The organism is Mesoflavibacter zeaxanthinifaciens subsp. sabulilitoris (assembly GCF_014191595.1).
Taxonomy (GTDB): domain Bacteria; phylum Bacteroidota; class Bacteroidia; order Flavobacteriales; family Flavobacteriaceae; genus Mesoflavibacter; species Mesoflavibacter zeaxanthinifaciens.
In genome coordinates this window covers 351,147-375,390 of record NZ_JACHWV010000004.1, presented here as the reverse complement: position 1 = coordinate 375,390, position 24,244 = coordinate 351,147, and the positions used below count along the sequence as shown (strand labels likewise).

Sequence of the window (24,244 nt, the reverse complement as noted above, 5' to 3'; positions counted from 1 at the left end):
AAGGCAAAAAAAGATATAACGAACAGCCTGTTAAAACGCCCAAATCTTTACAATAAAAAAAGCCTCACTAATTAATTAGCAAGGCTTTGGGTTATTTTATTAAATCACCATTTTTATCGTAAAAATGATATTCTAAATATGTGTAAGCATCTCTAGGTTGTATTTTTACCCATTTTTTGTGTTCAAAAAACCATTTTGAACGTACAGATGGAAAACCTTTTGTTAAAAAGGCTGCTATAAAAGGATGTGTGTTTAAGGTCACCTTTTTATAGTCTTTTTTAAATAGTTGTTCTAAGTCATGAGTTATTTTTTGTACCAATACTATTGGTGCTTCGACCTCTTCTCCATTATCACCATTAGGGTTAACTTCTCTGGTTTTAATGTTCATTTCTGGTCGTACTCTTTGACGTGTTATTTGAATCAATCCAAACTTACTAGGAGGTAATATTTTATGTTTGGCTCTATCATCTTTCATTTCTTCACGTAAGTGATTGTAAAGTTTTTTTCTGTTTTCGGCAGAGTTTAAATCTATAAAGTCTACTACAATAATACCGCCCATATCACGTAACCTTAACTGTCTTGCAACTTCTGTTGCAGAGATAAGATTTACTTCTAGTGCAGTATCTTCTTGTGAGTTTGATTTGTTAGATCTATTACCGCTGTTAACGTCTATTACATGAAGTGCTTCAGTATGTTCTATAACAAGGTAGGCACCTTTAGCCATAGATACTGTTTTTCCAAAAGAAGTTTTTATTTGTCGTTCTATCCCAAATTTCTCAAAAATGGGAACTTTAGATTGATAAAGTTTGACAATTGATTCTTTATTTGGTGCAATTTCTTGCAAATAATCTTTTATTTGAAAATAAAGCTCTTCATCATCTACATGTATACCTGTAAAAGTGTCGTTAAATATGTCTCTTAAAATTGAAGAGGCTTTATTTAATTCTCCTAATACTTTGGTAGGATGATGAGCTTTGTGTAGCTTTTTACACATTGCTGTCCAACGACTTAGCAAATGTTGTAAATCTTTGTCTAGCTCGGCTACTTTTTTGCCTTCAGCTACTGTTCGTACAATAACGCCAAAACCTGGTGGAGTTATACTTTTTACCAATCGTTTTAAGCGGTCTTTTTCTTCTCTATTTTCTATTTTTTGAGAAATAGATATACGATCAGAAAAAGGGACTAAAACAATATATCTACCGGCAATAGAAAGCTCTGAGCTTATTCTTGGACCTTTAGTAGATATTGGTTCTTTTACGATTTGTACTAAAATAGACTGATTTGATTTTAAGACGTTGTTTATTTTACCGTCTTTATCAATGTCTTTTTCAAATGGGTAATCTTTTAAAGAAAAGTCTTTTAATTTACCTGTGCTTACACGTTTTGTGAATTTTAAAAGTGAAGAAATTTTTGGTCCTAAATCATGATAATGCAAAAAGGCATCTTTTTCATATCCTACATTAACAAATGCAGCATTAAGACCTGGTACAGCTTTTCTTATTTTGGCGATAAACACATCGCCAACAGCAAACTTGTTACCATCTTCATCTTTATGTAATTCAATTAGTTTTCCATCTTTTAATAAGGCAAAATCAACAGCTTCTGGACTAGACCTAATAATTAATTCTTTATCCATTTAGGTTAATTTTTATCCATACGATTAAGTATAGATGGATTATACAATTTTCACAGGATTTTTAATCCGGCTGAGTTTATTTTTACGCAAGGTTATAACGTAATTTTTTTAAACTCTATTTTCAAAGAACGAAATTTTAAAAAACCAAAAAAGTAGTTAAAAAACTACTTTTTGGAATTATTTTTTCTTTTTGTGACGGTTAGCGCGTCTACGTTTTTTACGCTTATGCGTAGCAACCTTGTGTCTTTTACGTTTCTTACCACTTGGCATAGGTTAATGTTTTTAAATTAATAATTCGTTTAAATTTTTACTTTACGTCAACATTTGTCTTAACGCCTTCTACAAATACTTTTGCTGGCTTAAATGCTGGAATATTGTGAGCTGGAATCTTTATTGTTGTGTTTTTAGAAATATTTCTTCCAGTTTTTTCAGCTCTAGTTTTGATGATGAAGCTACCGAATCCTCTTAAGTACACGTTATCTCCACTCTCTAAAGATGTTTTTACTTCTTCCATAAAAGTTTCAACAGTCGCTTGAACATCTCCTTTTTCAATTCCTAATTTCTCAGAAATTTTTGCTACTAAATCAGCCTTAGTCATTTTCTTTTATTATTTGGGTTATTATATTTTTTTAAGGGTTGGCAAATATAGGCATTTAATATTCAATATTTCAAACCTAATTCATTAAATTTTAATGCTATAAACTTTACTTTTGCATTTCTTGTAGTTTTTAGCCCTATGAATTTTTCAACAAAGTTAATTAATTGGTATACAGTAAACAAGCGCGATTTACCTTGGCGCAGTACGAATAACCCTTACTATATCTGGCTTTCTGAAATTATCTTACAGCAAACACAAGTTGTTCAAGGTACACCTTATTACCATGCTTTTACAAGTCAATTTCCGACAGTTTTTGACCTTGCAAATGCTAATGAAGAAGACGTTTTAAAATTATGGCAAGGATTGGGTTATTACTCACGCGCACGAAATTTACATTGGTCTGCAAAATATATAGTAAACGAGCTTGATGGTGTTTTTCCTGATACATATAAAGATATTTTAAAGCTAAAAGGTGTAGGAGATTATACTGCTAGCGCAATTGCCTCTATTTGCTTTAACGAAGTAACTGCAGTGGTAGATGGTAATGTTTATAGAGCTTTATCAAGAATTTTTGGAATTGAAACACCAATAAACTCTACTCCAGGACAAAAAGAATTTAAAGCGTTAGCACAACAATTAATAGATAAACAACAACCTGCTATTTTTAATCAAGCTATAATGGAGTTTGGCGCAAGACAATGCAAACCTAAAAATCCAGATTGTAGTGTTTGTCCTTTTAAAACAAGTTGCTTAGCATTAAAAGAAAATAAAATTGCTGTATTACCTGTTAAGCTTAAAAAAACTAAGGTTACTAAAAAGTACTTTAATTTTATAGTTATTATTTCTAAAAACGAAAAAACAATTTTAGAACAACGTATTGGAAGCGGGATTTGGCAAAACTTATATCAATTTCCTTTAATTGAAACTGAAAAACCTTCAACTTATAATAATATAAAGTCTAAGATTGAAAATTTAGATGTTTTAGCAGATATGAATTTTGATGTTCATTTATATAATGATACAGATATAATACATAAACTATCGCATCAACATTTGTACACAAAATTTTGGATAGTTAGTGTAGATGAATGTATTGAAAATGGTATTGATATTTCTAACATAAAAGACTATCCTGTGCCTATTTTGATAGGTAACTTTATTGATAAATTTAATTTTTAAAATTTATAATTCATTCACTTCAAAAAAAATTATTAATTTTAATAACATACAGACGCAATTCTGTAATTTTGCATCCTTAATATTAAATAATTATGTCAGGAACACTAAATAAAGTAATGCTAATTGGGCATTTAGGAGACGAAGTAAAAATGCACTATTTTGAAGGTGGTGGCTGTGTAGGACGTTTTCCTTTAGCAACTAACGAAACTTATACCAATAAGCAAACTAACGAGCGTATTAGTAATACAGAATGGCATAATATAGTTGTACGTAATAAAGGTGCAGAAATCTGCGAAAAATACTTGTCAAAAGGAGATAAAATATATGTTGAAGGTCGAATAAAAACTAGAAAATGGCAAGATGATTCTGGTAACGACCGTTATAGTACAGAAATACAAGTGACAGATTTTACGTTTTTAAGTAATAAAAACGAATCTGAAGCTATGCAAGGTAATGCACAAGCAAAACCGATGCAACAACAAGCACCAAAACCTGAAACACCAAATACACAAACAGTAGAAGACGATAATGACGATCTTCCTTTTTAAGTAATATTATATGGATCCTGAACCCTCGTGTTTTATCTTACTTATAGCTAGTACTAATATAAATATAGTACTAGGATTTGTACTTTTAATAGTTCTTTTAATTGGTTCTGCATTAATTTCTGGAGCAGAAGTTGCTTTATTTTCTCTGTCAAGAACAGACTTAGAAGACGAAGAATTAGCTGCAAAAAACCAAATAAAAATAATTACCAAGCTTTTAGAACGACCAAAAAAACTACTGGCAACCATATTGGTGGCAAATAATTTTATAAATATTGGTATAGTAATTCTGTTTGCTTTTTTAAGTGAGTTTATGTTTAAAAGTATTACATCTACTTTAATAAAATTTATAGTTGATGTAGTAGTTGTTACCTTTCTAATATTACTTTTTGGAGAAATTTTGCCAAAAATATATGCTAGCCGTAATAATTTAAAATTTGCCACTTTTATGGCATATCCTTTACGTGTTTTAGATGTAGTGTTTTCTCCGTTAAGTTTACCAATGCGTGCTATAACGCTAACAATACATAGCCGATTAGGAAAACAAAAATCAAACCTTAGTGTAGATCAATTATCTCAAGCATTAGAGCTAACAAGCGAGCATGATACAACCAAAGAAGAGCAAAAAATACTACAAGGTATTGTAAGTTTTGGTAATACAGATACCAAACAAGTTATGCAACCACGTATTGATGTGTTTGCATTAAGTATAGATCAAACTTATGCTGAAATTGTAGAAGAAATTGTAGCCAACGGTTATTCCAGAATACCAGTTTACCAAGATAATATGGATAACATAAAAGGTATTTTGTACGTAAAAGACTTGTTGCCTTATTTAAATGAAAAAGAATTTGATTGGACATCGCTTTTACGTGATCCATTTTTTGTGCCAGAAAATAAAAAATTGGATGATTTAATGTCAGAGTTTCAAGAGAAAAAAGTACACCTTGCAGTTGTAGTTGACGAATATGGCGGAACTTCAGGTTTAGTGTCTTTAGAAGATATTATAGAAGAAATTGTTGGTGATATAAGTGACGAGTTTGATGATGAAGACCTAATATTTTCTAAATTAGATGACAAAAATTACGTCTTTGAAGGTAAAACAGCATTAAAAGATTTTTATAAAATTATAAAACTTGAAGACGATACCGTTTTTGAAGACAATAAAGGTGAAGCCGAAACTTTAGCTGGATTTATTTTAGAGAATTCTGGAGGTTTTCCTAAACGAAACAGTAAAATAAAATTTGAAAATTACGTTTTTACTATAGAGTCTTTAGATAAAAAAAGAATTAAGCGTGTTAAGGTAACTTTACCCTAACCAAAATGTAGAATTAATGATACAAAAACTAACATATTTACTTTTAGGTTTACTCTTATTAACCAGTTGCGCAGAAGATCCTGTACCAAAACCAAAAGGGTATTTAAGGTTAGAGTATCCAGAAGCAACTTATAAAAGTTATAATAAACAATTACCGTTTTCTTTTGAAAGAAATACACTTAGTGATACTGTTAAAATTAAAACCATTCCTAATGATCCTAGTAGTTTTGGGTTAAACTTAGAATATGATAAATTAAAAGGAACAATTTATCTTACTTATAAAACCATACACAACGAAGAAGAATTAACCAAGTTTTTAAAAGACGCACAAAACTTTACACAAGAACACACACGTAAAGCTGATGAAATTGTTGAGCAAGTTTATGATAATAAAGAACGAAAGGTTTACGGAATGTTTTACGAAGTTGGAGGTAATGCAGCAAGCCAATCACAATTTTATGTCACAGATAGTACAAAGCACTTTTTAACAGGTTCTTTATATTTTTACGCAAAACCAAATTACGATTCTATCTTACCTGCTGCTAACTATCTGCAAAAAGATATTAAACACATAATGGAAACTTTAGAGTGGAAGTAATTTATTTTTTAGAATTATAAATTTTCTCAAAAGCATCATAAACTGCAATGTGTAAAGCATCTCCGTGAGTTTTGTTTTCTAAAAAGTTAAAAAACAACCTTGTGTTTTGTTTTTTATTAGAGTTTAGTTTTTCGTAAAGTTCTTTGGCTGTACGTTCCATAACTTGACCTTCTTTACCAACTGCTACGTAAATAGATTTATTATTGTTATAAATAATAGGTTTGAAGTTTAATAAATTTTCATCATCCCACCACAAACTAGGACTAACAATAATATAATTGTCAAAAAGATCTGGTTTTTTAAATAATATTTCTGTTGCTAATAAGCCGCCTAAAGATTGACCAATAATTGTTTTTTCTTTACTAGTTTTAAATTTAGAGTTAATGTAAGGCTGAAGTTCTGATTCTATAAAACTTATAAATTTTTCAGATTTTCCAGATGAAGGAAATTCTTTTTGGTCAAGTTCATTTTTAGATGGATATGTAAAGTCTCTTTTTCTGTCTACATTAGCAATTCCTACAACAATAGATTCTGGTAGCATATTAATCCAAGAAAACGAACCAAATTGCACAATTCCTGAAATATGTATAAAATCTTCGTCTTTAGAACCGTCTAATAAATAGATTACAGGATAGGTCTTTAAACTGTCTAGATTGTAAGATGCAGGTAAATAGATATTTAATTCTCTGTTTTCGTTTAATATTTTAGACTTAATTTTTACTGTTTTACCAATTGTAAAAGTTGTATCGCTAATGGTTTTAGGTAATGTTTGAGCTTTTATAAAATAAGCACACAAAATTGTAATGAATAAGAGAATTTTATTTTTCATCTTTAATAAATTTTATCCAAAATATGAATATTTAATGATTTTAAAGCGTAAAAAAGCCTCGACTAATCGAGGCTTTTTTAATATTTATATGTTGCGTTTAAGCTTTTTTTACACCAGCACAACATGCTTTTTTACAATCTTTAGCACAAGCCATTTTTTCTGCTTCTGTCTTTTTAGCGCATTTAGCTTTACAAGCTTCCGTTTTTGCTTTGCAATCTGCACAATCTTTTTTGTCGCAATCTGGTTTACATTTAACTGAACATTCTTTTTTGTCTTTAGTAAAACTTTCTACAGTTTTCATGTCTTTTACACTGTATTGGTCTGCAACACTTGTAACTGTGTTTTCTAAACTTTCTGGTGTTACTTTAGCATCATCATATTCTACCATTGCTAATTTTTTGTCAAAATCTACTGTTGCAGATTTTACACCTTCCATTTTAGCCATTTTCTTCTCGATAGTTTTTGCGCAACCCATTGCACAAGTCATTCCTTCGATAGTGAATTCTGCTTTAGCATAGTTAGCGTTTGGATCTAATTTAGCTACTTCATTATTAGTTGTAATTTCAGAGTTTGGAGAAGTTACTACTTCTGGCTTAGTTTCATTTTTACAACTAAACGCAAAAATAGAGACAATAGCTAAAGCTAATATGTTTTTAAATAATTTCATTTTATATAGTATTTAATTATTACTGAATAGATTACAAAACTAAGAAATATTGTTAATTATTGTATTTATTATTCCATTTTTGTGGTGTAAAAATTGACTATGCAAAATAATGATTATTTAAAATGGGTTTACCTATTGGTGTTGTCTTTAATTTGGGGTACATCTTTTATCCTGATAAAAAAGGCATTGATAGGATTAAATGCTTATCAATTAGGAGCTTTACGCACGATTATTACCGGTATATTTTTGTTTATTGTTGGTTATAATAAATTGAAGTTTATCAAAAAAGAAGACTGGAAATGGATAGCGCTTTCGGGTTTTTTAGGTTCATTTTTTCCTGCGTTTTTCTTTGCTATAGCAGAAACTGAAATTGATAGCGCTGTTGCTTCTATTTTAAATAGTTTAGTGCCTTTAAATACGGTTTTGTTAGGTGCTGCTGTTTTTAAAATAGCGACAAATACTAGACAAGTTATTGGGATTATAATTGGTTTTGTAGGAACTTCTATTTTGATACTTGAAGGAGCAGATCTAAATCCAAATCAAAATTATTGGTATGCAGGTTTTGTAATTGCATCTACAATTATGTATGCAATTAATGTAAATGTTATAAAAACTTATTTACAACATGTTAAACCATTAAGTATTGCAGCAGGTAATTATGTTATAATTTTTATTCCTGCATTATTGGTGTTGATTTTGACTGACTTTTTTAATGTTGAAAACTTAGACCAATCAGAATTTGTAAGTTCTATTGGTTTTGTAGTTGTTTTATCTTTTTTTGGTACCGCTTTAGCCAAAGTTTTATTTAATAAGTTAGTGCAGATGTCAACACCTGTGTTTGCATCTTCTGTAACTTATATAATGCCAATTGTAGCATTAATTTGGGGATTATTAGATAATGAAACTTTTAGTTGGACCCAAGGTTTGGGTAGTTTGATAATATTATTTGGTGTGTTTTTAGCAAATAGAAAGCAAAAAAAAATCCGAAGTAATTAAACTTCGGATTTTTAATAAATATCATAAACAATTAATTATTCAAAGTCTGCTTCTGTAACACCTTCGTTAACTTTAATTGCTTTAAAATTCATAGATATAGTTTGAGGTCCAGAAACAATTGTTTGACCATACGGTAACTGTACTCCGTTAACAGGAGAATAGTTGTTGTATGATACAACTGTTTTAATTTCTTGACCTTGTGCTTCGGTAGTGCTTTCTACTTGAGTTAATAAGTTAGTAGACGTATTGTAATAACGGAAGATTTCATTATCTCCATTAACTACTTTTAATTTGTAGTTATCCTCTCCGTTAATAGAAACAATACTTTCTAAGCTTACATTGCTCATGTCCAAATCAGTTTCTGGGAATAATGCTGGGCTAGCTTTTTTCTCTGCAATTTGATCTTCTGTCATATCTCTTTTCATTCCTTGTTGCTCCATGTATCCAGTTGTACCATTCCACTTTTGCTTCATTAAAGTACCCATACCTTCAGCGTTCATTTCTAAAGATTCTTTGTTAGGCATCATGTATTTTACTTCTGCAGTTAAAGGAATTGGCACACCTTCAATTTTTACATCTCCACTCATATGTACTGTTTTTACAGCTTTGATTTTGTCTATTCCACCAACAGCTGTTAAATAATTGTCAACTACTGTTTTTGCAGTAACACCATCAGGTATTGGTTTAGAAAATACTGGCTTATCTACTGGATTAGCAAATTTGTCAAAATACTTAATTGGTAATCCTGTTTTTTCTAAGTTAGGTATAACTTCACTTCCTTTACCAACTATAATAACTCTTGCGTTTTCAGGCTTAAAATATTTATTAGCTGCATTTTTAATATCTTGAACTGTAAGTGCATTAATTCTTGATAAATAAGTCTTGTAGTAATCTGCAGGAAGATTGTTTAATTTAATGTTTAGAGCATTTCTTGCAATAGTTTGTGGTTGTTCTAAAGACATGATAAAGCTACCTACATACTTAGCTTTTGCATTTTTTAAAGCTTCTTCAGAAATAGTCTCGTTTTTAATACGGTTTACCTCTTTAAGCATTTCTACTACAGAGCTATCTGTAACCATATTTCTTACTTCTGCAGTAGCTTCAAATCTTGATGCACCATATTTATTTGCTCCTATACTAGAATAAGATCCATAGGTATAACCTTTATCCTCACGAAGGTTTAAGAATAAATAACCTTCACCACCACCACCAAGGATGTAGTTAGCTACTTTAGCAGCTAGGTAATCGTCATCATTCATTTTTAAGTCTACATTGTTAGTTAAAGCAATGTTAGATTGAACTGCGTTTGGCATATCAACAAAATTGATTTGCGTAGCAGGTACATTAGGATTTGGTTTAATTACATTAGTTGTAACATCTATACCTTTTTCCCAATTTTTAAAATATTTCTTTACGTTTTTTTCAACGGTTTTAAAATCTACATCTCCAACAATTACAAGGTAAGCATTGTTTGGGTTAAAGTATTTTTGATAAAAAGCTCTAACATTATCTAACGTAATATTATTTACAGTTTCTTCTGTAATAAATTCACCGTAAGGATGTTTTTTACCGTAAGCAAGTGCAGATCCAACTCTACCAGCTACAGCAGATACGCTTTTTTCTGAGTTTTTAAGTCCTTCTAAAACTTTAGCTTTTTCTTTGTCAAACTCTTCTTGTGTAAATAATGGGTTAATTGCTGCATCTGCCATTAACTCCATAATACGCTCAGAATATTTAGATAAACCAGAAGCGTATGCGCTACTAGATCCAAAACTTAATCTTGCTCCTAAAAAGTCAATTTCATCATTAAATTCGTCTTTAGATATGTTAGTAGTTCCATTACCTAACATAGCTCCAAGCATACTAGATACTCCAGCTTTGTCTCCTTCTACAATTGGATTGTTGTCAATTGTTAAAGAGTAAGATACGCGTGGTAATTTGTGGTTTTCTACAACTAAAACTTTAAGTCCATTTTTAAGTTGAAATTCTCCTGGTACTTCTAGAGTAATGGTTGGAGCAGGACCTGGTTTAGGTTGTACAGATCTATCAATTTGAGCTGTTGCAGAAATTGATAAGAACAATACGGCTAATAAGGCTGTTATTTTTGTTTTCATTATGTTTTATATTTTAAATTGAAAAATTGCCGAAGCTAATCTTCATTTCTTATTTGTTATCTTTTTCCTCTGGTAAATACTCTAATACAAGACGCTTATTAGGTTGTAAGTATTTTTTAGCTACTTCTTGCATATCTTCTCTAGTAATAGATCTATAGATTTCAATTTCTGAATTGATTAAATCTGTATCACCGTAAAGCATGTAGTATCTAGCTAAAGAGTTAGCAATACCTGAGATACTAGAATTAGAATTTACAAATTGATTTTCAAATTGATTTTGAAGTTTTTGATAATCTCTTTCTGATATTAATTCGTTTTGAACTTTAACAATCTCTTCATCAATTTCTTTAATTAGATCAGAAAGTTTTACATCTCCTAAAGGAAGACCAAAAAGGATATAAGTACCGTAGTCTTCTTGGCTGTTGTTAAAAGCGCCAACTTGTAAAGCCATTTTCTTTTCGTCAACTAACTTTTTGTAAAGTACAGAAGATTTTCCGCTACTTAAGTAAGTAGATAACATATCTAAAACGTAAGCGTCTCTATCTTTCATAGATGGCGTACGATAAGCAGCTACAACAGCAGGTATTTGGATGTTAGCGTCGTAAGCTTTAGCATTTATTTGTTCTGTTATAGGGTCTTCTTTTGGGAAGTTTCTTGTAATTTCTTCACCTCTTGGGATTGGTCCAAAATAATCTTTAATCATTTTTTTAACCTGAGGTACATCTATATCACCAGCTACAACTAAAACAGCGTTGTTAGGCACATAGAATTTTTTGTTAAATGCTTGAAACTCTTCTAAAGTTGCTGCATCTAAATGTTCCATCTCACCAATTGTAGTCCAACGGTAAGGATGTTTTTTAAACATGTGTTTTTTTACGTTTTCAAAAAACTTACCATAAGGAGAGTTATCTACACGTAAACGTTTTTCTTCTTTTACAACTTCATTCTGTGTATCTACACCAATTTGATTAATTACAGGATGCATTAAACGCTCAGATTCCATCCATAAACCTAATTCAACTTGGTTAGAAGGGAAAACTTCGTAGTAGTACGTTCTATCATCTGTAGTATTAGCGTTGTTGCTACCACCATTTGATGATACTATTTTAAACCAATCTCCACGAGGAATGTTTTCTGTACCTTCAAATAAAAGATGCTCAAAAAAGTGAGCAAATCCTGTGCGTTCTGGGTTTTCGTCTTTAGCACCAACGTGATACATTACAGAAGTAGTAACAACAGGTGCAGAATTGTCTTGATGTAAAATAACGTGCATGCCGTTATCTAAATCATACTCTTCATACTTAACTTCTTGAGCATTAGCGGTAAAACCAGCCAACACTAAAGCTGCTAATGAGAATAAACTTTTTTTCATGTTTAAGATATTTAATTGTCTATTTTTTGGTATTAGTATCAAATCTTAAAGATTTGTTACACTTTTTAACAAAAATAACAATACAAATGGCTTAACATCCTTTAAATCAGAAAAATTAACATCAAATTATAAAAAAACAGTTTTTTTTTCACGAAATTAAATGGACTATTTAACCAATAAAATAAAAAACTATGAAAAATATCTCATTACCTATTAAATATGGGTTTGCCATAAGTGCAGCCCTTATTGCTTATTTTTTAATTTTAGCATTATTTAATTTACACACAAATCCTTTTTTTAGTTTGTTTAATGGCTTTATAACGGGATTTGGTATTTATGAAGTTATTAAGCATCAAAAATTAAAACAAGATGAAGACTTTACTTACTCTAATGGATTTACATCAGGCTTAGTAGCAGGATTCTTAGCTGCTATTGTTTTTACAATATTTTTTACGTTATATGCTACCGAAATTAATCCAGATTTTTTAAGTCAATTACTTACAGTATTTAAACAAGATTACAACGTACACATAGGATTAGTAGCTTTTGTAGTTGCAATTATGGGATTTGCTACAACAGTAGTCTTAACCTTAACTTGCATGCAAATGCTAAAAAAGAGCAGAAATATGCTTCAAAATGCCTAAAACGTTTGTAGATTAATTAATTAGAAGTATATTTGCATCCGCTTTCTGAGAAGATGGAAGCAAAAAGTAATAATTAAATTAATAAAAACGTTACGCTATGTACGCAATTGTAGAGATAGCAGGGCATCAATTTAAAGTTGAAAAAGACCAAAAAGTTTTTGTTAATCGTTTAGCAGTAGAAGAAGGTAAGCAAGTTGATTTTGACAACGTACTTTTATTAGCAGACGGTAGCAATGTAACAGTAGGCGCCCCAGCTATAGATGGAGCACAAGTAAGTGCAAAAGTCTTAAAGCACCTTAAAGGTGATAAAGTTATTGTTTTCAAAAAGAAAAGACGTAAAGGTTACCGTGTGAAAAATGGTCACAGACAAGCCTTAACTGAAATCGTAATTGAAAACATAGTAGCATCTGGAGCTAAGCCAGCAAAAAAAGCTGAAAAAGCTGCTCCTAAAAAAGAAGCTAAAGCAGAAGCGCCTAAAGCAACTGCAAAAAAAGCTTCTGGTAAAGCAGATGATTTAAAGAAAATTGAAGGTATCGGACCTAAAATTGCAGAAACTTTAGTAGAAGCAGGAATTGCTACTTATGCAGATTTAGCTAAAGCTAAACCAGCAAAAATTTCTGAAATCATCGAAGGTGTTCGTGGTAATCACGTACCAGACACTTGGCCACAACAAGCTCAATTAGCTGCTGATGGTAAGTGGGATGAATTAAAAGAGTTACAAGACAAATTAGACGGTGGAGTAGAAAAATAATCTACAACACTTAAGTATAACACAACGTTACTGCGTAAAGCAGAAACTTTAAAACCTTAAAATTATGGCTCATAAAAAAGGAGTTGGTAGTTCTAAAAACGGTAGAGAATCAGAATCGAAACGATTAGGTGTTAAGATTTTTGGTGGTCAAGCAGCTGTTGCTGGAAATATCATTGTAAGACAAAGAGGTAACACACATCATCCAGGTGAAAACGTATACCAAGGTAAAGACCATACGTTACACGCTCAAGTAGATGGTGTTGTAAAATTCACAAAGAAAAAAGATAACAAATCTTATGTTTCTATAGAGCCTTTTCAGGCTTAAGAATTTTTAGCCCAAAAAATAAAAAACCCTTTCTAATTTTAGAAAGGGTTTTTTGTTTCTTTAATATTACCTCATAGTTTTGTTAATATTAAAAAGCTTATTTTTTCATTTAAAAATAACTCAACCTTTAAGTTTATCTAAATTCACTTAGATGGGTATTTTATTATTTAGCGTTGAACAAAAATCAACAAAATATGAAATACTTTTACACCTTATTAATGCTGCTAACTATCTCTTTTAGTAGCTATTCTCAGTCAGGAAATATTCAAGGAACATTAACAGATGAAAATGGTATATCTATACCAGGAGCTACTATTTTAATAGAAACATTAAATAAAGGAGCAATCTCTAACTTTAATGGTAAATATACTCTAGTAGACGTGCCAGAAGGAAATTATACTGTATTGGTTAAATATTTAGGATATTCTGATGTTTCAAAATCTGTACAAGTAACAGCTAATACAACAACAACGCTAAATATAAATTTAAACTCAGAAAACACCGAATTAGAAACGGTTGTATTGACTGGATACGGTATTGGTAGTCAAGCAAGAGCTTTAAATGCTCAAAAAAACAAACAAAATATTACAAATATCGTATCTACAGACCAAATAGGTAAGTTTCCTGATGCCAATGTAGGAGATGCTGTAAAGCGTATACCAGGTATTACAATGCAAGTAGATCAAGGAGAAGCAAGAAATATTATTGTTAGAGGTTTATCACCTCAATTAAACTCGGTAACTCTTAACGGAAGCAGAATTCCTTCTGCAGAAGGAGATAATAGAAACATACAAATGGATTTAATTCCTTCTGACATGATTCAAACTATCGAAGTTAATAAAGCCGTTACACCAGATATGGATGCAGATGCACTTGGAGGATCTGTAAATTTAATTACAAGAACATCGCCACAAGGATTTAGATTGTCTGCAACAGCTGGTTCTGGTTTAAACTTTATTACAGATAAGCGTATTTTAAATGGTTCATTTTTAGTAGGAGACCGTTCTAACGATGGTAAATTTGGTTGGATGGTTTCTGCATCTATCAATGATAATGATTTTGGAAGTGATAACGTAGAAACAGAATGGACAGATGAGTTTGAATATAATACAGGAGTCCAAGACATAGAAGGTGATGATATCCTTGAAGAAGTAGATGTAAATCCTTACGCTAATGTTTTTGAAATTAGAGAATACTTAGTACAACGTGTTAGAAGAAGTTTTTCTGCAAATTTTGATTACGAGTTAGATAAAAATAATACGGTTTACTTCAAATCAATTTACAACTGGAGAGATGATCGCGAAAACAGATTTAGATTAGAACATGAAATATTAGATGGAGAAGATATTGGTTTAGGCGATTTTAATGTTGATAGCAATGGAAATTTAACCATGTTTCCGGTTGAGGCAAAAAGACAGTCTAAAGGCGGAATTGATAATAATAGAAATAAAAACAGGCGTTTAGAAGATCAACGTATGTTTAACTTTAGTTTAGGTGGAGATCATTTATTAGGTAATGTAGAATTTGATTGGATGGCTTCATTTGCTAAAGCATCTGAAGAAAGATTAAACGAGCGTTATCTAGAATACGAAAGCGAGTACATGGTTAACTTTAATAACAATCAAGATAAACCAAACTATTCACCAGTAAATGCTGCTAATTCTGATTTTTCAATTTTTACGTTTAATGAGTTATCAGAAGAAAATCAATATACAGAAGAAGAAGATTTTAACTTTTTTGTAAATGCCAAATTACCAGTTTCTATTGTTGAAGATAGAGATGGATTTTTAAAATTTGGAGTAAAAACTAGATTAAAAAATAAAAATAGAGATAACGATTTTACAGAATACAGTGATGCAACAGGAATGTTAGAAGAGTTAGGAATGGTACCAACAAAAAACTACTCTGATTCAGATTTCTTAGCTGGTAGTCAATATCAAATAGGGACATTTGCTTCAGAAGAATTTTTAGGAGGACTTAATCTTAACAACACAAACCTATTTGAAAGTGAAGATTTGCCAGAAGAATATATTACAGCTAACTACGATGTTAATGAAAACGTATATGCAGGATATGTTATGTTAAATCAAGATTTTTCTGATAAATTTAGCGTGTTAGCAGGTGTTAGGTTAGAGCATACTTCTATTGATAGTGAAGGTAACGAGTTAACTTTTAATGAAGATGGAGATGTAGACGGTATTCAAAAATTAACAGATAAAAACTCTTACACAAACCTTTTGCCAGGTGTTCATTTAAAATATAACGTAACAGACAATACTGTTTTACGTTTTGCATGGACAAACACTTTAGCGCGTCCAAACTATGTAGACTTAGTGCCTTATCAAGAAATTAATAATGAAGATGAAGAGATTTTCTTAGGTAATTCAGAGTTAGACCCAACTACATCTATGAACTTTGATATTATGGCAGAGCATTACTTTAAATCAGTTGGTATAATTTCAGGAGGTTTATTCTATAAAGATATTCAAGATTTTGTTTACGTAAGACAAACTGAAAATGAAAATGGTTATGAAGTTTACCAACCACTAAACGGAGATGGAGCATCAGTTTTTGGAGCAGAATTTTCATTTCAACGTCGTTTAGATTTCTTACCAGGTTTTGCTAAAAACTTTAATATTTATTTAAACTACACGTATTTAACTTCAAATACAGATGGTATTTATAACGAAGACGGAGAAGAGCGTACAGATTTAGATTTACCACAAACAGCTCCAAATATGTTTAACGGATCTTTAAGCTATGATGCTAAAAAATTCAGTTTACGTTTATCAGCAAATTTTTCAGACGATTATATAGATGAAATAGGAGGAAATGCTTTTGAAGACAGATACTATGACGAGCAGTTTTTCTTAGACTTTAATGCTAATGTTGCTTTAAGTAAAAATCTAACCTTATATGCTAATTTAAATAACATTACTAACCAACCATTACGTTATTATCAAGGTGTAAAAGGAAGAACCATGCAAATGGAATACTATGAGAAGCGTTTAACCTTTGGATTAAAGTACGATCTATTTAAAAGCAAAAAATAATGAAACAATTTTTAATACTATGTTGCGCAATTACAATGGTAGCTTGCAAAACTAACTTACCAGAAATACCGCCAACATTAAAAACAGATAAAGTACCTCACGATAGTGATGATCCAGCAATTTGGGTAAACAAACAAAACCCAGAACAAAGCATAGTTTTTGGTACAGATAAAGATGAAGTTAATGGCGGTGTTTACGCTTTTGATTTAAACGGAAAACTAATTAAAGACAAAGCAATTAAAGGTGTAAGTTACCCAAATAATGTAGATGTAGAATATGGTTTTAAGTTAACAGATAGTACTGAAACAGATATATTGATGTTTACAGAAAGAGAAAAAAATCAAATACGATTATTTTCTGTACCAGATTTAAAGCCACTTGATAATGGAGGTTTTAAAGTATTTGAAGATGAAACTGATAAGCTTCAAAAAAGACCAATGGGAATTTCAATTTATAAAAACCCAAAAACTAATGAAGTCTCTGTATTTGTTAGCCGAAAAGCTGGTCCAAAAGAAGGTTATTTATACCAGTATGGATTAGAATCTGACTCGACAGGAGTTTCTACAAAATTACTTAGAAAATTAGGCACATTTAGTGGTCAAAAAGAAATCGAAGCCATAGCTGTAGACGACGAGTTAGGTTTTGTATATTTTTCTGATGAAGGTGTTGGTATAAGAAAGTATCACGCCAACCCAAAAGATGGGAATAAAGAAATATCCATGTTTGGTTCTGAGTATTTTAAAGACGATATAGAAGGTATTGCTATAGCAACTTATCCTAACGGAGAAGGTTATATAATAGTATCTAACCAACAAGATCATACGTTTAATTTTTTTACAAGAAGTGATAATGCTTACGTAAAAACTTTAAACTTAGGAACTTTAGAAACCGATGGTTGTGATATTACAACACAAGCATTGGGTGATAAATTTCCCAACGGATTATTTGTTTCAATGAATGATGAGCAAGATTTCTTTTATCATGCAGTAGATTCATTACAATTGAATAAATAATAATTTTTTCATAAATTAAGAAAACCCTTTCTTTTACAGAAAGGGTTTTTGATTTTTAAAATGTACAATAAAAAAATCCCAAACATTTCTGCTTGGGATTTGTAATTTTTCTGCTGTTGCAGAAATTTTAGTATCTATAGTGTTCAGGTTTAAAAGGACCTTCAACCGTTACACCAATATATTCTGCTTGATCTTGCTTAAGCTCAGTAAGCTCAACACCAATTTTTTCTAAGTGTAATTTAGCTACTTTTTCATCTAAATGTTTTGGTAGCATATATACTTCGTTTTCATACTTGTCAGAATGATTCCAAAGCTCGATTTGCGCTAATGTTTGGTTAGTAAAAGAGTTACTCATTACAAAACTTGGGTGACCAGTTGCACAACCTAAATTTACTAAGCGTCCTTCTGCTAAAACAATAATATCATTACCATCAATAGTATATTTATCTACTTGAGGTTTAATTGTGTTTTTAGTGTTACCGTAGTTTTCGTTTAACCAAGCCATTTGTATTTCGTTATCAAAATGACCAATGTTACATACTATGGTTTTATCTTTCATTGCTTTAAAGTGCTCTGCACGTACAATGTCTTTGTTACCAGTTGTAGTAATTACGATATCTGCATTACCAACAACAGTTTCTAATTTTTTAACTTCAAAACCGTCCATTGCAGCTTGTAACGCACAAATTGGGTCAATCTCAGTAACTGTTACGATACTTCCGGCACCTTTAAAAGACGCTGCAGTACCTTTACCAACATCTCCGTAACCACAAACAACAACGCGCTTACCAGCTAACATCACGTCTGTTGCACGACGTATAGCATCTACAGCACTTTCGCGACAACCATATTTGTTATCAAATTTAGATTTTGTTACAGAGTCGTTTACGTTAATTGCAGGCATTGGTAATGTTCCGTTTTTAACACGCTCGTATAAACGGTGTACACCAGTCGTAGTTTCTTCAGATAAACCTTTAATACCAGAAGCTAATTCTGGGTATTTATCTAAAACCATATTAGTTAAATCACCACCATCATCAAGAATCATGTTTAAAGGCTTACGATCTTCTCCAAAAAATAAGGTTTGCTCGATACACCAGTCAAACTCTTCTTCAGTCATATCTTTCCAAGCATAAACAGCAGTTCCTGCAGCAGCAATAGCAGCAGCTGCTTGATCTTGTGTAGAGAAAATGTTACAGCTACTCCAAGTAACCTCTGCACCTAAAGCCTGTAACGTTTCAATTAAAACAGCAGTTTGAATGGTCATATGTAAACAACCAGCAATACGTGCGCCTTTTAATGGCTGCTCATTTTTATACTCTTCACGTAAACTCATTAAACCTGGCATTTCTGCTTCGGCTAATTCAATTTCTTTTCTTCCCCAATCTGCTAGAGACATATCTTTTACCTTGTTAGGAACGTATGGGACTGTTTTTGTACTCATTTCTAAATTTTTTCTATGTTTATTAAAGGGCTAAACTTTGGTTTTAGTGTTTTAAAATAACTAAATTCGCTATATAAAATACCAAAATCGCCTTAGGCGTTGCAAAGATAACTAATAACATTTAGAATATTAAATGCCTCTTTACAAATCCATTACTCCTAATAGCCAAACTACTGTTAAAATTTGGAAAATTGAAGAATCTTATGACGATTTACTAACGTCTTTAGACCTAAAACCAGAAAGTTTAAGTAGAGTTTTAGGAATGAAAAGCGAGTTACATCAACGTGGTTTTTTAAGTGTAAGGCACTTGTTACGAGAGTTTGGTTATACCGATCAAGATTTGTTTTATGATGAAAATGGTAAACCACATTTAAAAGACGGTAAGCATATTTCTATCACGCACAGTTTTACGTTTTCTGGAGTTATTATTAGTGACAATGAAGTTGGTATTGATATAGAAATGCAGCGCGAAAAAATAGCCAAAATAGCAAAGAAATTTATCGAATATGAGTTTGAGTATTTAGATACTGAAGCTAAAGATTATATTAATAAACTAACAGTTATTTGGGGTATAAAAGAGTCTTTGTATAAGCTTTTTGCAACACCAGGAATGTTGTTTAGAGAACATTTTTTAGTTATTCCTTTTTCTATTAAAGATGAAGAAACGGTGTGTTGGATTGATTACAATGGACTTAAAAAAAGATACAACTCGCACTTCTTAGAATTTGAAGGATTTACTTGCGCTTACGTTATTAAATAATGAACATTTACAACCATATATTACAAGCCAAAAATGACGGAAATAAACTATTAGCAGTCTTAATAGATCCGGACAAGTTTCAGCTTAAAAATGCATTGCAATTTATAGATAAAGTCAATAATTCTGTGATAACTCATATTTTTATTGGCGGTAGTGAAGTAGGCCAAAACGTAACACAAGCGTTAGTAGAAGTGATAAAGATGCTTACAGATTTACCTATAGTTTTGTTTCCTGGTGATGTGACACAAATCTCAAAAGATGCAGATGCTATTTTGTTTCTGTCTTTACTTTCTGGTCGTAATCCAGACTATTTAATAGATAAGCAAGTACAAGCTGTACCTTTATTAGAAAAAACAAAATTAGAAGTTATTTCAACAGGATATATTTTAATAGAATCTGGTAAAACAACAGCTGTACAACGCGTTACAAATACATTACCTCTAAATAGAACAGACGTAGATGCTATAACAAACACAGCAAAAGCAGGAGAATTACTAGGTAAAAAGTTGATTTATTTAGAAGCTGGTAGTGGCGCAACTTATGAAGTGCCGGCTGAGGTAATTGAATCTGTAAAAAATAAAATAGATATTCCGTTAATTGTTGGTGGTGGCATTAGAACAAAAAAACAAATAGAAAACGCTTTTATTGCAGGCGCAGATATGGTAGTTATTGGTACTGCTTTTGAAGAAGACCAACAGTTTTTTGAACAATTAAAACATTAATATGCAAATATCAGTAGATTTAACCTTGTCACCGTTACAAAACGATTATGAGGCACACATTATAGACTTTATAAAAACACTAAGAAATTCTGAATTTAAAGTGTTAGAAAATCCCTTAAGCACACAAATATTTGGCGACTTTGATAAGCTAATGCCATTTTTAAATCAAGCTATCAAAACGTCTTTTGAAAATGCAGATATTAGTGTATTAACCATGAAGGTTGTAAAAACAAACAGAAGTGATTATGAACCACATTTTTGATTTCTTTTTTGGTCAATATGCAACTTATAATACCGTAGATGTTGTTTTAGAAATTATTGCAGTAATCTTTGGATTTTTATCTGTTTGGTATTCTAAACAAAACAAAATTCTTGTCTTTCCAACAGGTATGATTAGTACACTAATTTTTGTGTATTTATTACTAAAATGGGAACTTTTAGGCGATATGATGATAAACGCTTATTATTTTATAATGAGTGTTTATGGATGGTATTTTTGGACAAAAAAGGTAGATCAAACTCATGTAACACCAATTTCTACAACAACCATTAAGGAAAAACAAGCTAGTATTCTTATATTTATTGCAACTTTAATTTTTGTTTTTACTGTTTATAAAACCTTTGATAAATGGACAAATTGGGTTGCTTATGTAGATGCACTAACTACTGCAATCTTCTTTGTTGGAATGTGGTTAATGGCAAAACGAAAAATTGAAAATTGGATTTTTTGGATTATAGGAGATATCATTTCTGTACCTTTATATTTCTATAAAGGATTTACATTTACCAGTTTGCAGTATTTAGGATTTACGGTAATAGCAATTTATGGATATTTAGCATGGAAAAAGCTCTTAAACAACAACCAAGCAATTGTATAAAAGTTGTGCTTTTTGGACCAGAAAGTAGTGGTAAAACGACACTTTCTAGGCAATTAGCGCGATATTATAATTCTGTTTGGGTACCAGAATATGCACGCGAATATCTTCAAAATAAATGGAATAACGAGCGTAAAACTTGTGAGCCTAAAGACCTGATGCCAATAGCTGTTGGTCAAATGAAACTAGAAAATACATTAGCCAAAAAAACAGATACAGTTTTAATTTGCGATACCGATTTATTAGAAACTAAAGTGTATTCAGAAGAATATTATTCAGGTACTTGTGATCCATTATTAGAAAAATATGCCTTAAAAAACACCTACGATTTATACTTTTTAACGTATATTGATACACCTTGGGAAGCAGACGATTTAAGAGACAAGCCAGAAGAAAGGCAAGAAATGTTTGAAGCTTTTAAGGCAGCTTTAGTAAAATATAACAAACCATATGTTTTATTAAAAGGCGATAAGCAAACACGTTTAGAGTTAGCTACCAAGCACATTAATCAATTATTAGCAAAGAAAAATGAAGTTAAGCCCTAAAGACCAAGAGTTATTAGAAAAAAAAGGAATTACTGTAAAAAAACTTAAGCAGCAATTAGAAACTTTTAAAACAGGTTTACCTTATATCAATTTAAAACGTGCAGCAACTGTAGGAGATGGTATTTTAAATTTAAACGATACAGAAAAAGAACAATTAATTTCGTTATATGATGCTTCTAAAGATAATATTGATGTGATTAAGTTTGTTCCTGCGTCTGGCGCAGCAACACGTATGTTTAAATTCTTATTTCAATTTTTACAATCATACCAATCTAATGACGAGAGTATTAATGCATACATTAACCGTAAAAAAGCATTAGATATTTCGTTATTTTTTATAGGTCTAGAAAAATTACCGTTTTACAACGATGTTATTCAACATTTAAAAAATACAAAACCGCATTATTCAAAATTAACTCTAGAAGAACAACGTATCGAGTTTGTAAAAGCTTTATTAGAAGAAAATCAGCTTAATTATAGCTTTTACCCAAAAGGATTATTACCATTTCATAAATACAAAGATCATATTGCAACTGCTTTTGAAGAACATTTATACGAAGCAGCGTTATATGCTTCTTCAAATAAAAAAGCAAAAGTACATTTAACAATTTCAGACAAGCATCTAGAACTTTTTGAAGCAGAGTTTGAAAAGATTAAGGATAAAGTAGAACAAAATACAGAAACAAAATTTGATATTTCATTTTCTTATCAAAAGCAATCAACAGATACTATTGCAGTAAATAGTAAGGACGAAATTGTAAGAACAAAATCTAAAGAGTTATACTTTAGACCATCTGGTCATGGCGCTTTGATAAACAATTTAAACGATTTAAATGCAGATGTTATTTTTATAAAAAATATTGATAATGTTGTGGTTCCTAAAAGCAAAGAACAAGTTTGGAAACATAAAAAAGTCCTTGCAGGATTGTTGTTAGATGTAAAAACTAAAGCGTTTGATTATGCCAAAGCATTAGACGAAAAAGATCTAACCGAAGAAGAGTTAATAGAGATTGCAACGTTCTTACAAAATAAACTTAACGTAGTAATTTCTCAAGAATTTGAAAAGTACGCTAAAAAATATCAAGTAGAATATTTACAGAAAAAACTAAACCGTCCAATTAGAGTTTGCGGTATGGTAAAAAATGAAGGAGAACCTGGTGGAGGACCATTTTGGGTAAAAGATGAAGCTGCTAATATTTCGCTTCAAATTGTCGAAACAGCTCAAATAGACACCAAAGCAAAGTCACAGAAAAAAATACTTAAAAAAGCAACTCATTTTAATCCTGTAGATATAGTTTGTAGTATTAAAAATTATAAAGGTGAAGTGTATGATTTACAAAAATTTTTAGATCCAAAAGCAGCTTTTATAACAGAAAAAACCGTTAACGGTAAAAGTATAAAAGCATTAGAATTACCAGGATTATGGAATGGAAGTATGTCTAACTGGAATACTATTTTTGTAGAAGTACCATTAGCAACATTTAACCCAGTAAAAACGGTAAACGATTTGCTTAAATCATCTCATCAAGTAGACTAATGTTGCCTTATCAAGAATTAGAAAGAGAGTTTAATTTTAAAGCCATTCGTAGCTCAGGTAGTGGTGGGCAACATGTAAATAAAGTTGCTACAAAAATCGAATTAAGTTTTTCCGTTTCAGAATCTTTAGTATTAAATCAACACCAAAAAGCAATAATAATAGAAAAGCTTTATAATAGGTTAACAAAAGATCAAGTGTTAATTCTGCAATGCGGAGAAACACGAAGCCAACTTAAAAATAAACGAATTGCAATAAGTAGAGCATTTTCGATCTTAGAAGCAGCACTAGAGGTTAAAGCAGAAAGAAAACCTACAAAAGTGCCAAAGTCAGTTATTAAAAAGCGACTAAAAAACAAAAAAATACAATCCGAAAAGAAAGTAAATAGACGTAAACCTAACATTGATTAGTTTGATGTTATTTTAAAAAAGAGCAATTTTATTTTCGGCTATTTTTAAATTAATTCTATAAAATTCAGAATTCTTATTTTTATTTCAAAAAACCTATTTATCTTTGCGCCGTTCTCAAAAAAGGGGTGCTTTTTTGATTTAAGATATACTAGTCAAACTTAAATCATACAGGCTGAGATCATACCCAACGAACCTAGAACAGGTAATGCTGTTTAGGGACAAAGAATGGACAATCTTACAAGTAAAAACGTATGATTAACATTCAACAAATTAATTATTAATAGTAAAGAATAATTACCTCTTTTTATTCGATTAT

General features: G+C 30.9%; 24 protein-coding genes. 17 read left to right on the top strand and 7 right to left on the bottom strand.

Annotated elements, in window-relative coordinates; all coding sequences use genetic code 11:
- Nucleotides 1–91: 91 nt before the first annotated feature.
- Nucleotides 92–1,636 carry an Rne/Rng family ribonuclease gene (locus FHS04_RS08255; protein ID WP_106679685.1) on the bottom strand — a complete coding sequence of 515 codons (1,545 nt, stop codon included), beginning with the start codon at nt 1,634–1,636 and terminating at the stop codon, nt 92–94.
- A gap of 307 nt (nt 1,637–1,943) precedes the next feature.
- Nucleotides 1,944–2,234 (bottom strand): HU family DNA-binding protein, encoded by a 291-nt coding sequence (locus tag FHS04_RS08250; protein WP_019386001.1) that lies wholly within the window; start codon nt 2,232–2,234, stop codon nt 1,944–1,946.
- A gap of 138 nt (nt 2,235–2,372) precedes the next feature.
- On the opposite strand from FHS04_RS08250, the gene mutY reads away from it, so the two are divergent.
- The 4 genes from mutY to gldD all read left to right on the top strand — a co-directional run bounded on the left by mutY (nt 2,373) and on the right by gldD (nt 5,874).
- Entirely contained in the window at nt 2,373–3,413 is a 1,041-nt protein-coding gene (mutY, locus tag FHS04_RS08245; protein WP_106679687.1) for an A/G-specific adenine glycosylase, read from the top strand.
- 92 nt (nt 3,414–3,505) lie between these two features.
- A complete protein-coding gene (locus tag FHS04_RS08240) occupies nt 3,506–3,961 on the top strand; it encodes a single-stranded DNA-binding protein (RefSeq protein WP_106679689.1) in 456 nt (151 codons plus the stop codon).
- 10 nt (nt 3,962–3,971) lie between these two features.
- A complete protein-coding gene (locus tag FHS04_RS08235) occupies nt 3,972–5,276 on the top strand; it encodes a gliding motility-associated protein GldE (RefSeq protein WP_106679691.1) in 1,305 nt (434 codons plus the stop codon).
- 16 nt (nt 5,277–5,292) lie between these two features.
- Nucleotides 5,293–5,874, top strand: coding sequence for a gliding motility lipoprotein GldD (gene gldD / locus FHS04_RS08230; RefSeq protein WP_106679692.1), 582 nt, complete (start codon nt 5,293–5,295; stop codon nt 5,872–5,874).
- Nucleotide 5,875: 1 nt separating this feature from the next.
- Here the strand turns inward: gldD and FHS04_RS08225 are convergent, their stop codons facing one another.
- Together FHS04_RS08225 and FHS04_RS08220 are read right to left on the bottom strand one after the other, a co-directional pair.
- Complete coding sequence (locus FHS04_RS08225) at nt 5,876–6,703, bottom strand: alpha/beta hydrolase (RefSeq protein WP_106679694.1); 828 nt, start codon at nt 6,701–6,703, stop codon at nt 5,876–5,878.
- Nucleotides 6,704–6,800: 97 nt separating this feature from the next.
- On the bottom strand, nt 6,801–7,370 hold the full coding sequence (locus FHS04_RS08220) for a heavy-metal-associated domain-containing protein (protein ID WP_106679696.1): 570 nt from the start codon (nt 7,368–7,370) through the stop codon (nt 6,801–6,803).
- A 99-nt stretch (nt 7,371–7,469) separates the two neighbouring features.
- Between FHS04_RS08220 and FHS04_RS08215 the strand changes: the two genes are divergently transcribed.
- A complete protein-coding gene (locus tag FHS04_RS08215) occupies nt 7,470–8,366 on the top strand; it encodes a DMT family transporter (RefSeq protein WP_106679698.1) in 897 nt (298 codons plus the stop codon).
- Nucleotides 8,367–8,401: 35 nt separating this feature from the next.
- Here the strand turns inward: FHS04_RS08215 and FHS04_RS08210 are convergent, their stop codons facing one another.
- Nucleotides 8,402–10,480: a M16 family metallopeptidase gene (locus tag FHS04_RS08210; protein ID WP_106679700.1), complete on the bottom strand. Its 2,079-nt coding sequence runs from the start codon at nt 10,478–10,480 to the stop codon at nt 8,402–8,404.
- A gap of 49 nt (nt 10,481–10,529) precedes the next feature.
- Nucleotides 10,530–11,852: a M16 family metallopeptidase gene (locus FHS04_RS08205; protein ID WP_027880835.1), complete on the bottom strand. Its 1,323-nt coding sequence runs from the start codon at nt 11,850–11,852 to the stop codon at nt 10,530–10,532.
- A 191-nt stretch (nt 11,853–12,043) separates the two neighbouring features.
- Here FHS04_RS08205 and FHS04_RS08200 point away from each other — a divergent pair, with 191 nt between their 5' ends.
- From FHS04_RS08200 to FHS04_RS08180, 5 genes are all read left to right on the top strand, one after another.
- Nucleotides 12,044–12,496, top strand: a complete 453-nt coding sequence (locus tag FHS04_RS08200) for a DUF4199 domain-containing protein (protein ID WP_027880836.1) — start codon at nt 12,044–12,046, stop codon at nt 12,494–12,496.
- A gap of 97 nt (nt 12,497–12,593) precedes the next feature.
- Entirely contained in the window at nt 12,594–13,247 is a 654-nt protein-coding gene (rplU, locus tag FHS04_RS08195) for a 50S ribosomal protein L21 (RefSeq protein ID WP_106679702.1), read from the top strand.
- A 64-nt stretch (nt 13,248–13,311) separates the two neighbouring features.
- Nucleotides 13,312–13,572 carry a 50S ribosomal protein L27 gene (gene rpmA / locus FHS04_RS08190; protein ID WP_027880838.1) on the top strand — a complete coding sequence of 87 codons (261 nt, stop codon included), beginning with the start codon at nt 13,312–13,314 and terminating at the stop codon, nt 13,570–13,572.
- Nucleotides 13,573–13,766: 194 nt separating this feature from the next.
- Nucleotides 13,767–16,625, top strand: coding sequence for a TonB-dependent receptor (locus tag FHS04_RS08185; RefSeq protein ID WP_106679703.1), 2,859 nt, complete (start codon nt 13,767–13,769; stop codon nt 16,623–16,625).
- Entirely contained in the window at nt 16,625–17,638 is a 1,014-nt protein-coding gene (locus FHS04_RS08180; protein ID WP_106679705.1) for a phytase, read from the top strand. The genes FHS04_RS08185 and FHS04_RS08180 overlap by 1 nt, the downstream gene beginning before the upstream one ends.
- 127 nt (nt 17,639–17,765) lie before the next feature.
- Here FHS04_RS08180 and ahcY read toward each other — a convergent pair whose 3' ends face one another.
- Nucleotides 17,766–19,082, bottom strand: a complete 1,317-nt coding sequence (gene ahcY / locus FHS04_RS08175; RefSeq protein WP_106679707.1) for an adenosylhomocysteinase — start codon at nt 19,080–19,082, stop codon at nt 17,766–17,768.
- Nucleotides 19,083–19,215: 133 nt separating this feature from the next.
- Between ahcY and FHS04_RS08170 the strand changes: the two genes are divergently transcribed.
- Genes FHS04_RS08170 through arfB form a run of 7 tightly spaced genes read left to right on the top strand, consistent with a single transcriptional unit; the run spans nt 19,216 to nt 23,928 of the window.
- The gene (locus tag FHS04_RS08170) at nt 19,216–19,842 is read left to right on the top strand and encodes a 4'-phosphopantetheinyl transferase family protein (RefSeq protein ID WP_106679709.1); all 627 of its coding nucleotides are present in this window, start codon (nt 19,216–19,218) and stop codon (nt 19,840–19,842) included.
- Nucleotides 19,842–20,564 (top strand): geranylgeranylglyceryl/heptaprenylglyceryl phosphate synthase, encoded by a 723-nt coding sequence (locus FHS04_RS08165; RefSeq protein WP_181256127.1) that lies wholly within the window; start codon nt 19,842–19,844, stop codon nt 20,562–20,564. Before FHS04_RS08170 ends, FHS04_RS08165 begins: the two co-directional genes overlap by 1 nt.
- Nucleotide 20,565: 1 nt before the next feature.
- Nucleotides 20,566–20,826, top strand: a complete 261-nt coding sequence (locus FHS04_RS08160; protein ID WP_106679713.1) for a thiamine-binding protein — start codon at nt 20,566–20,568, stop codon at nt 20,824–20,826.
- Nucleotides 20,810–21,442 carry a nicotinamide riboside transporter PnuC gene (gene pnuC, locus FHS04_RS08155; protein WP_106679715.1) on the top strand — a complete coding sequence of 211 codons (633 nt, stop codon included), beginning with the start codon at nt 20,810–20,812 and terminating at the stop codon, nt 21,440–21,442. Before FHS04_RS08160 ends, pnuC begins: the two co-directional genes overlap by 17 nt.
- Nucleotides 21,403–21,984: an AAA family ATPase gene (locus FHS04_RS08150; RefSeq protein ID WP_106679717.1), complete on the top strand. Its 582-nt coding sequence runs from the start codon at nt 21,403–21,405 to the stop codon at nt 21,982–21,984. The genes pnuC and FHS04_RS08150 overlap by 40 nt, the downstream gene beginning before the upstream one ends.
- Nucleotides 21,968–23,521 carry a DUF4301 family protein gene (locus FHS04_RS08145; RefSeq protein WP_106679719.1) on the top strand — a complete coding sequence of 518 codons (1,554 nt, stop codon included), beginning with the start codon at nt 21,968–21,970 and terminating at the stop codon, nt 23,519–23,521. Before FHS04_RS08150 ends, FHS04_RS08145 begins: the two co-directional genes overlap by 17 nt.
- A complete protein-coding gene (gene arfB / locus FHS04_RS08140) occupies nt 23,521–23,928 on the top strand; it encodes an alternative ribosome rescue aminoacyl-tRNA hydrolase ArfB (RefSeq protein ID WP_106679721.1) in 408 nt (135 codons plus the stop codon). Before FHS04_RS08145 ends, arfB begins: the two co-directional genes overlap by 1 nt.
- Nucleotides 23,929–24,244 lie beyond the last annotated feature (316 nt).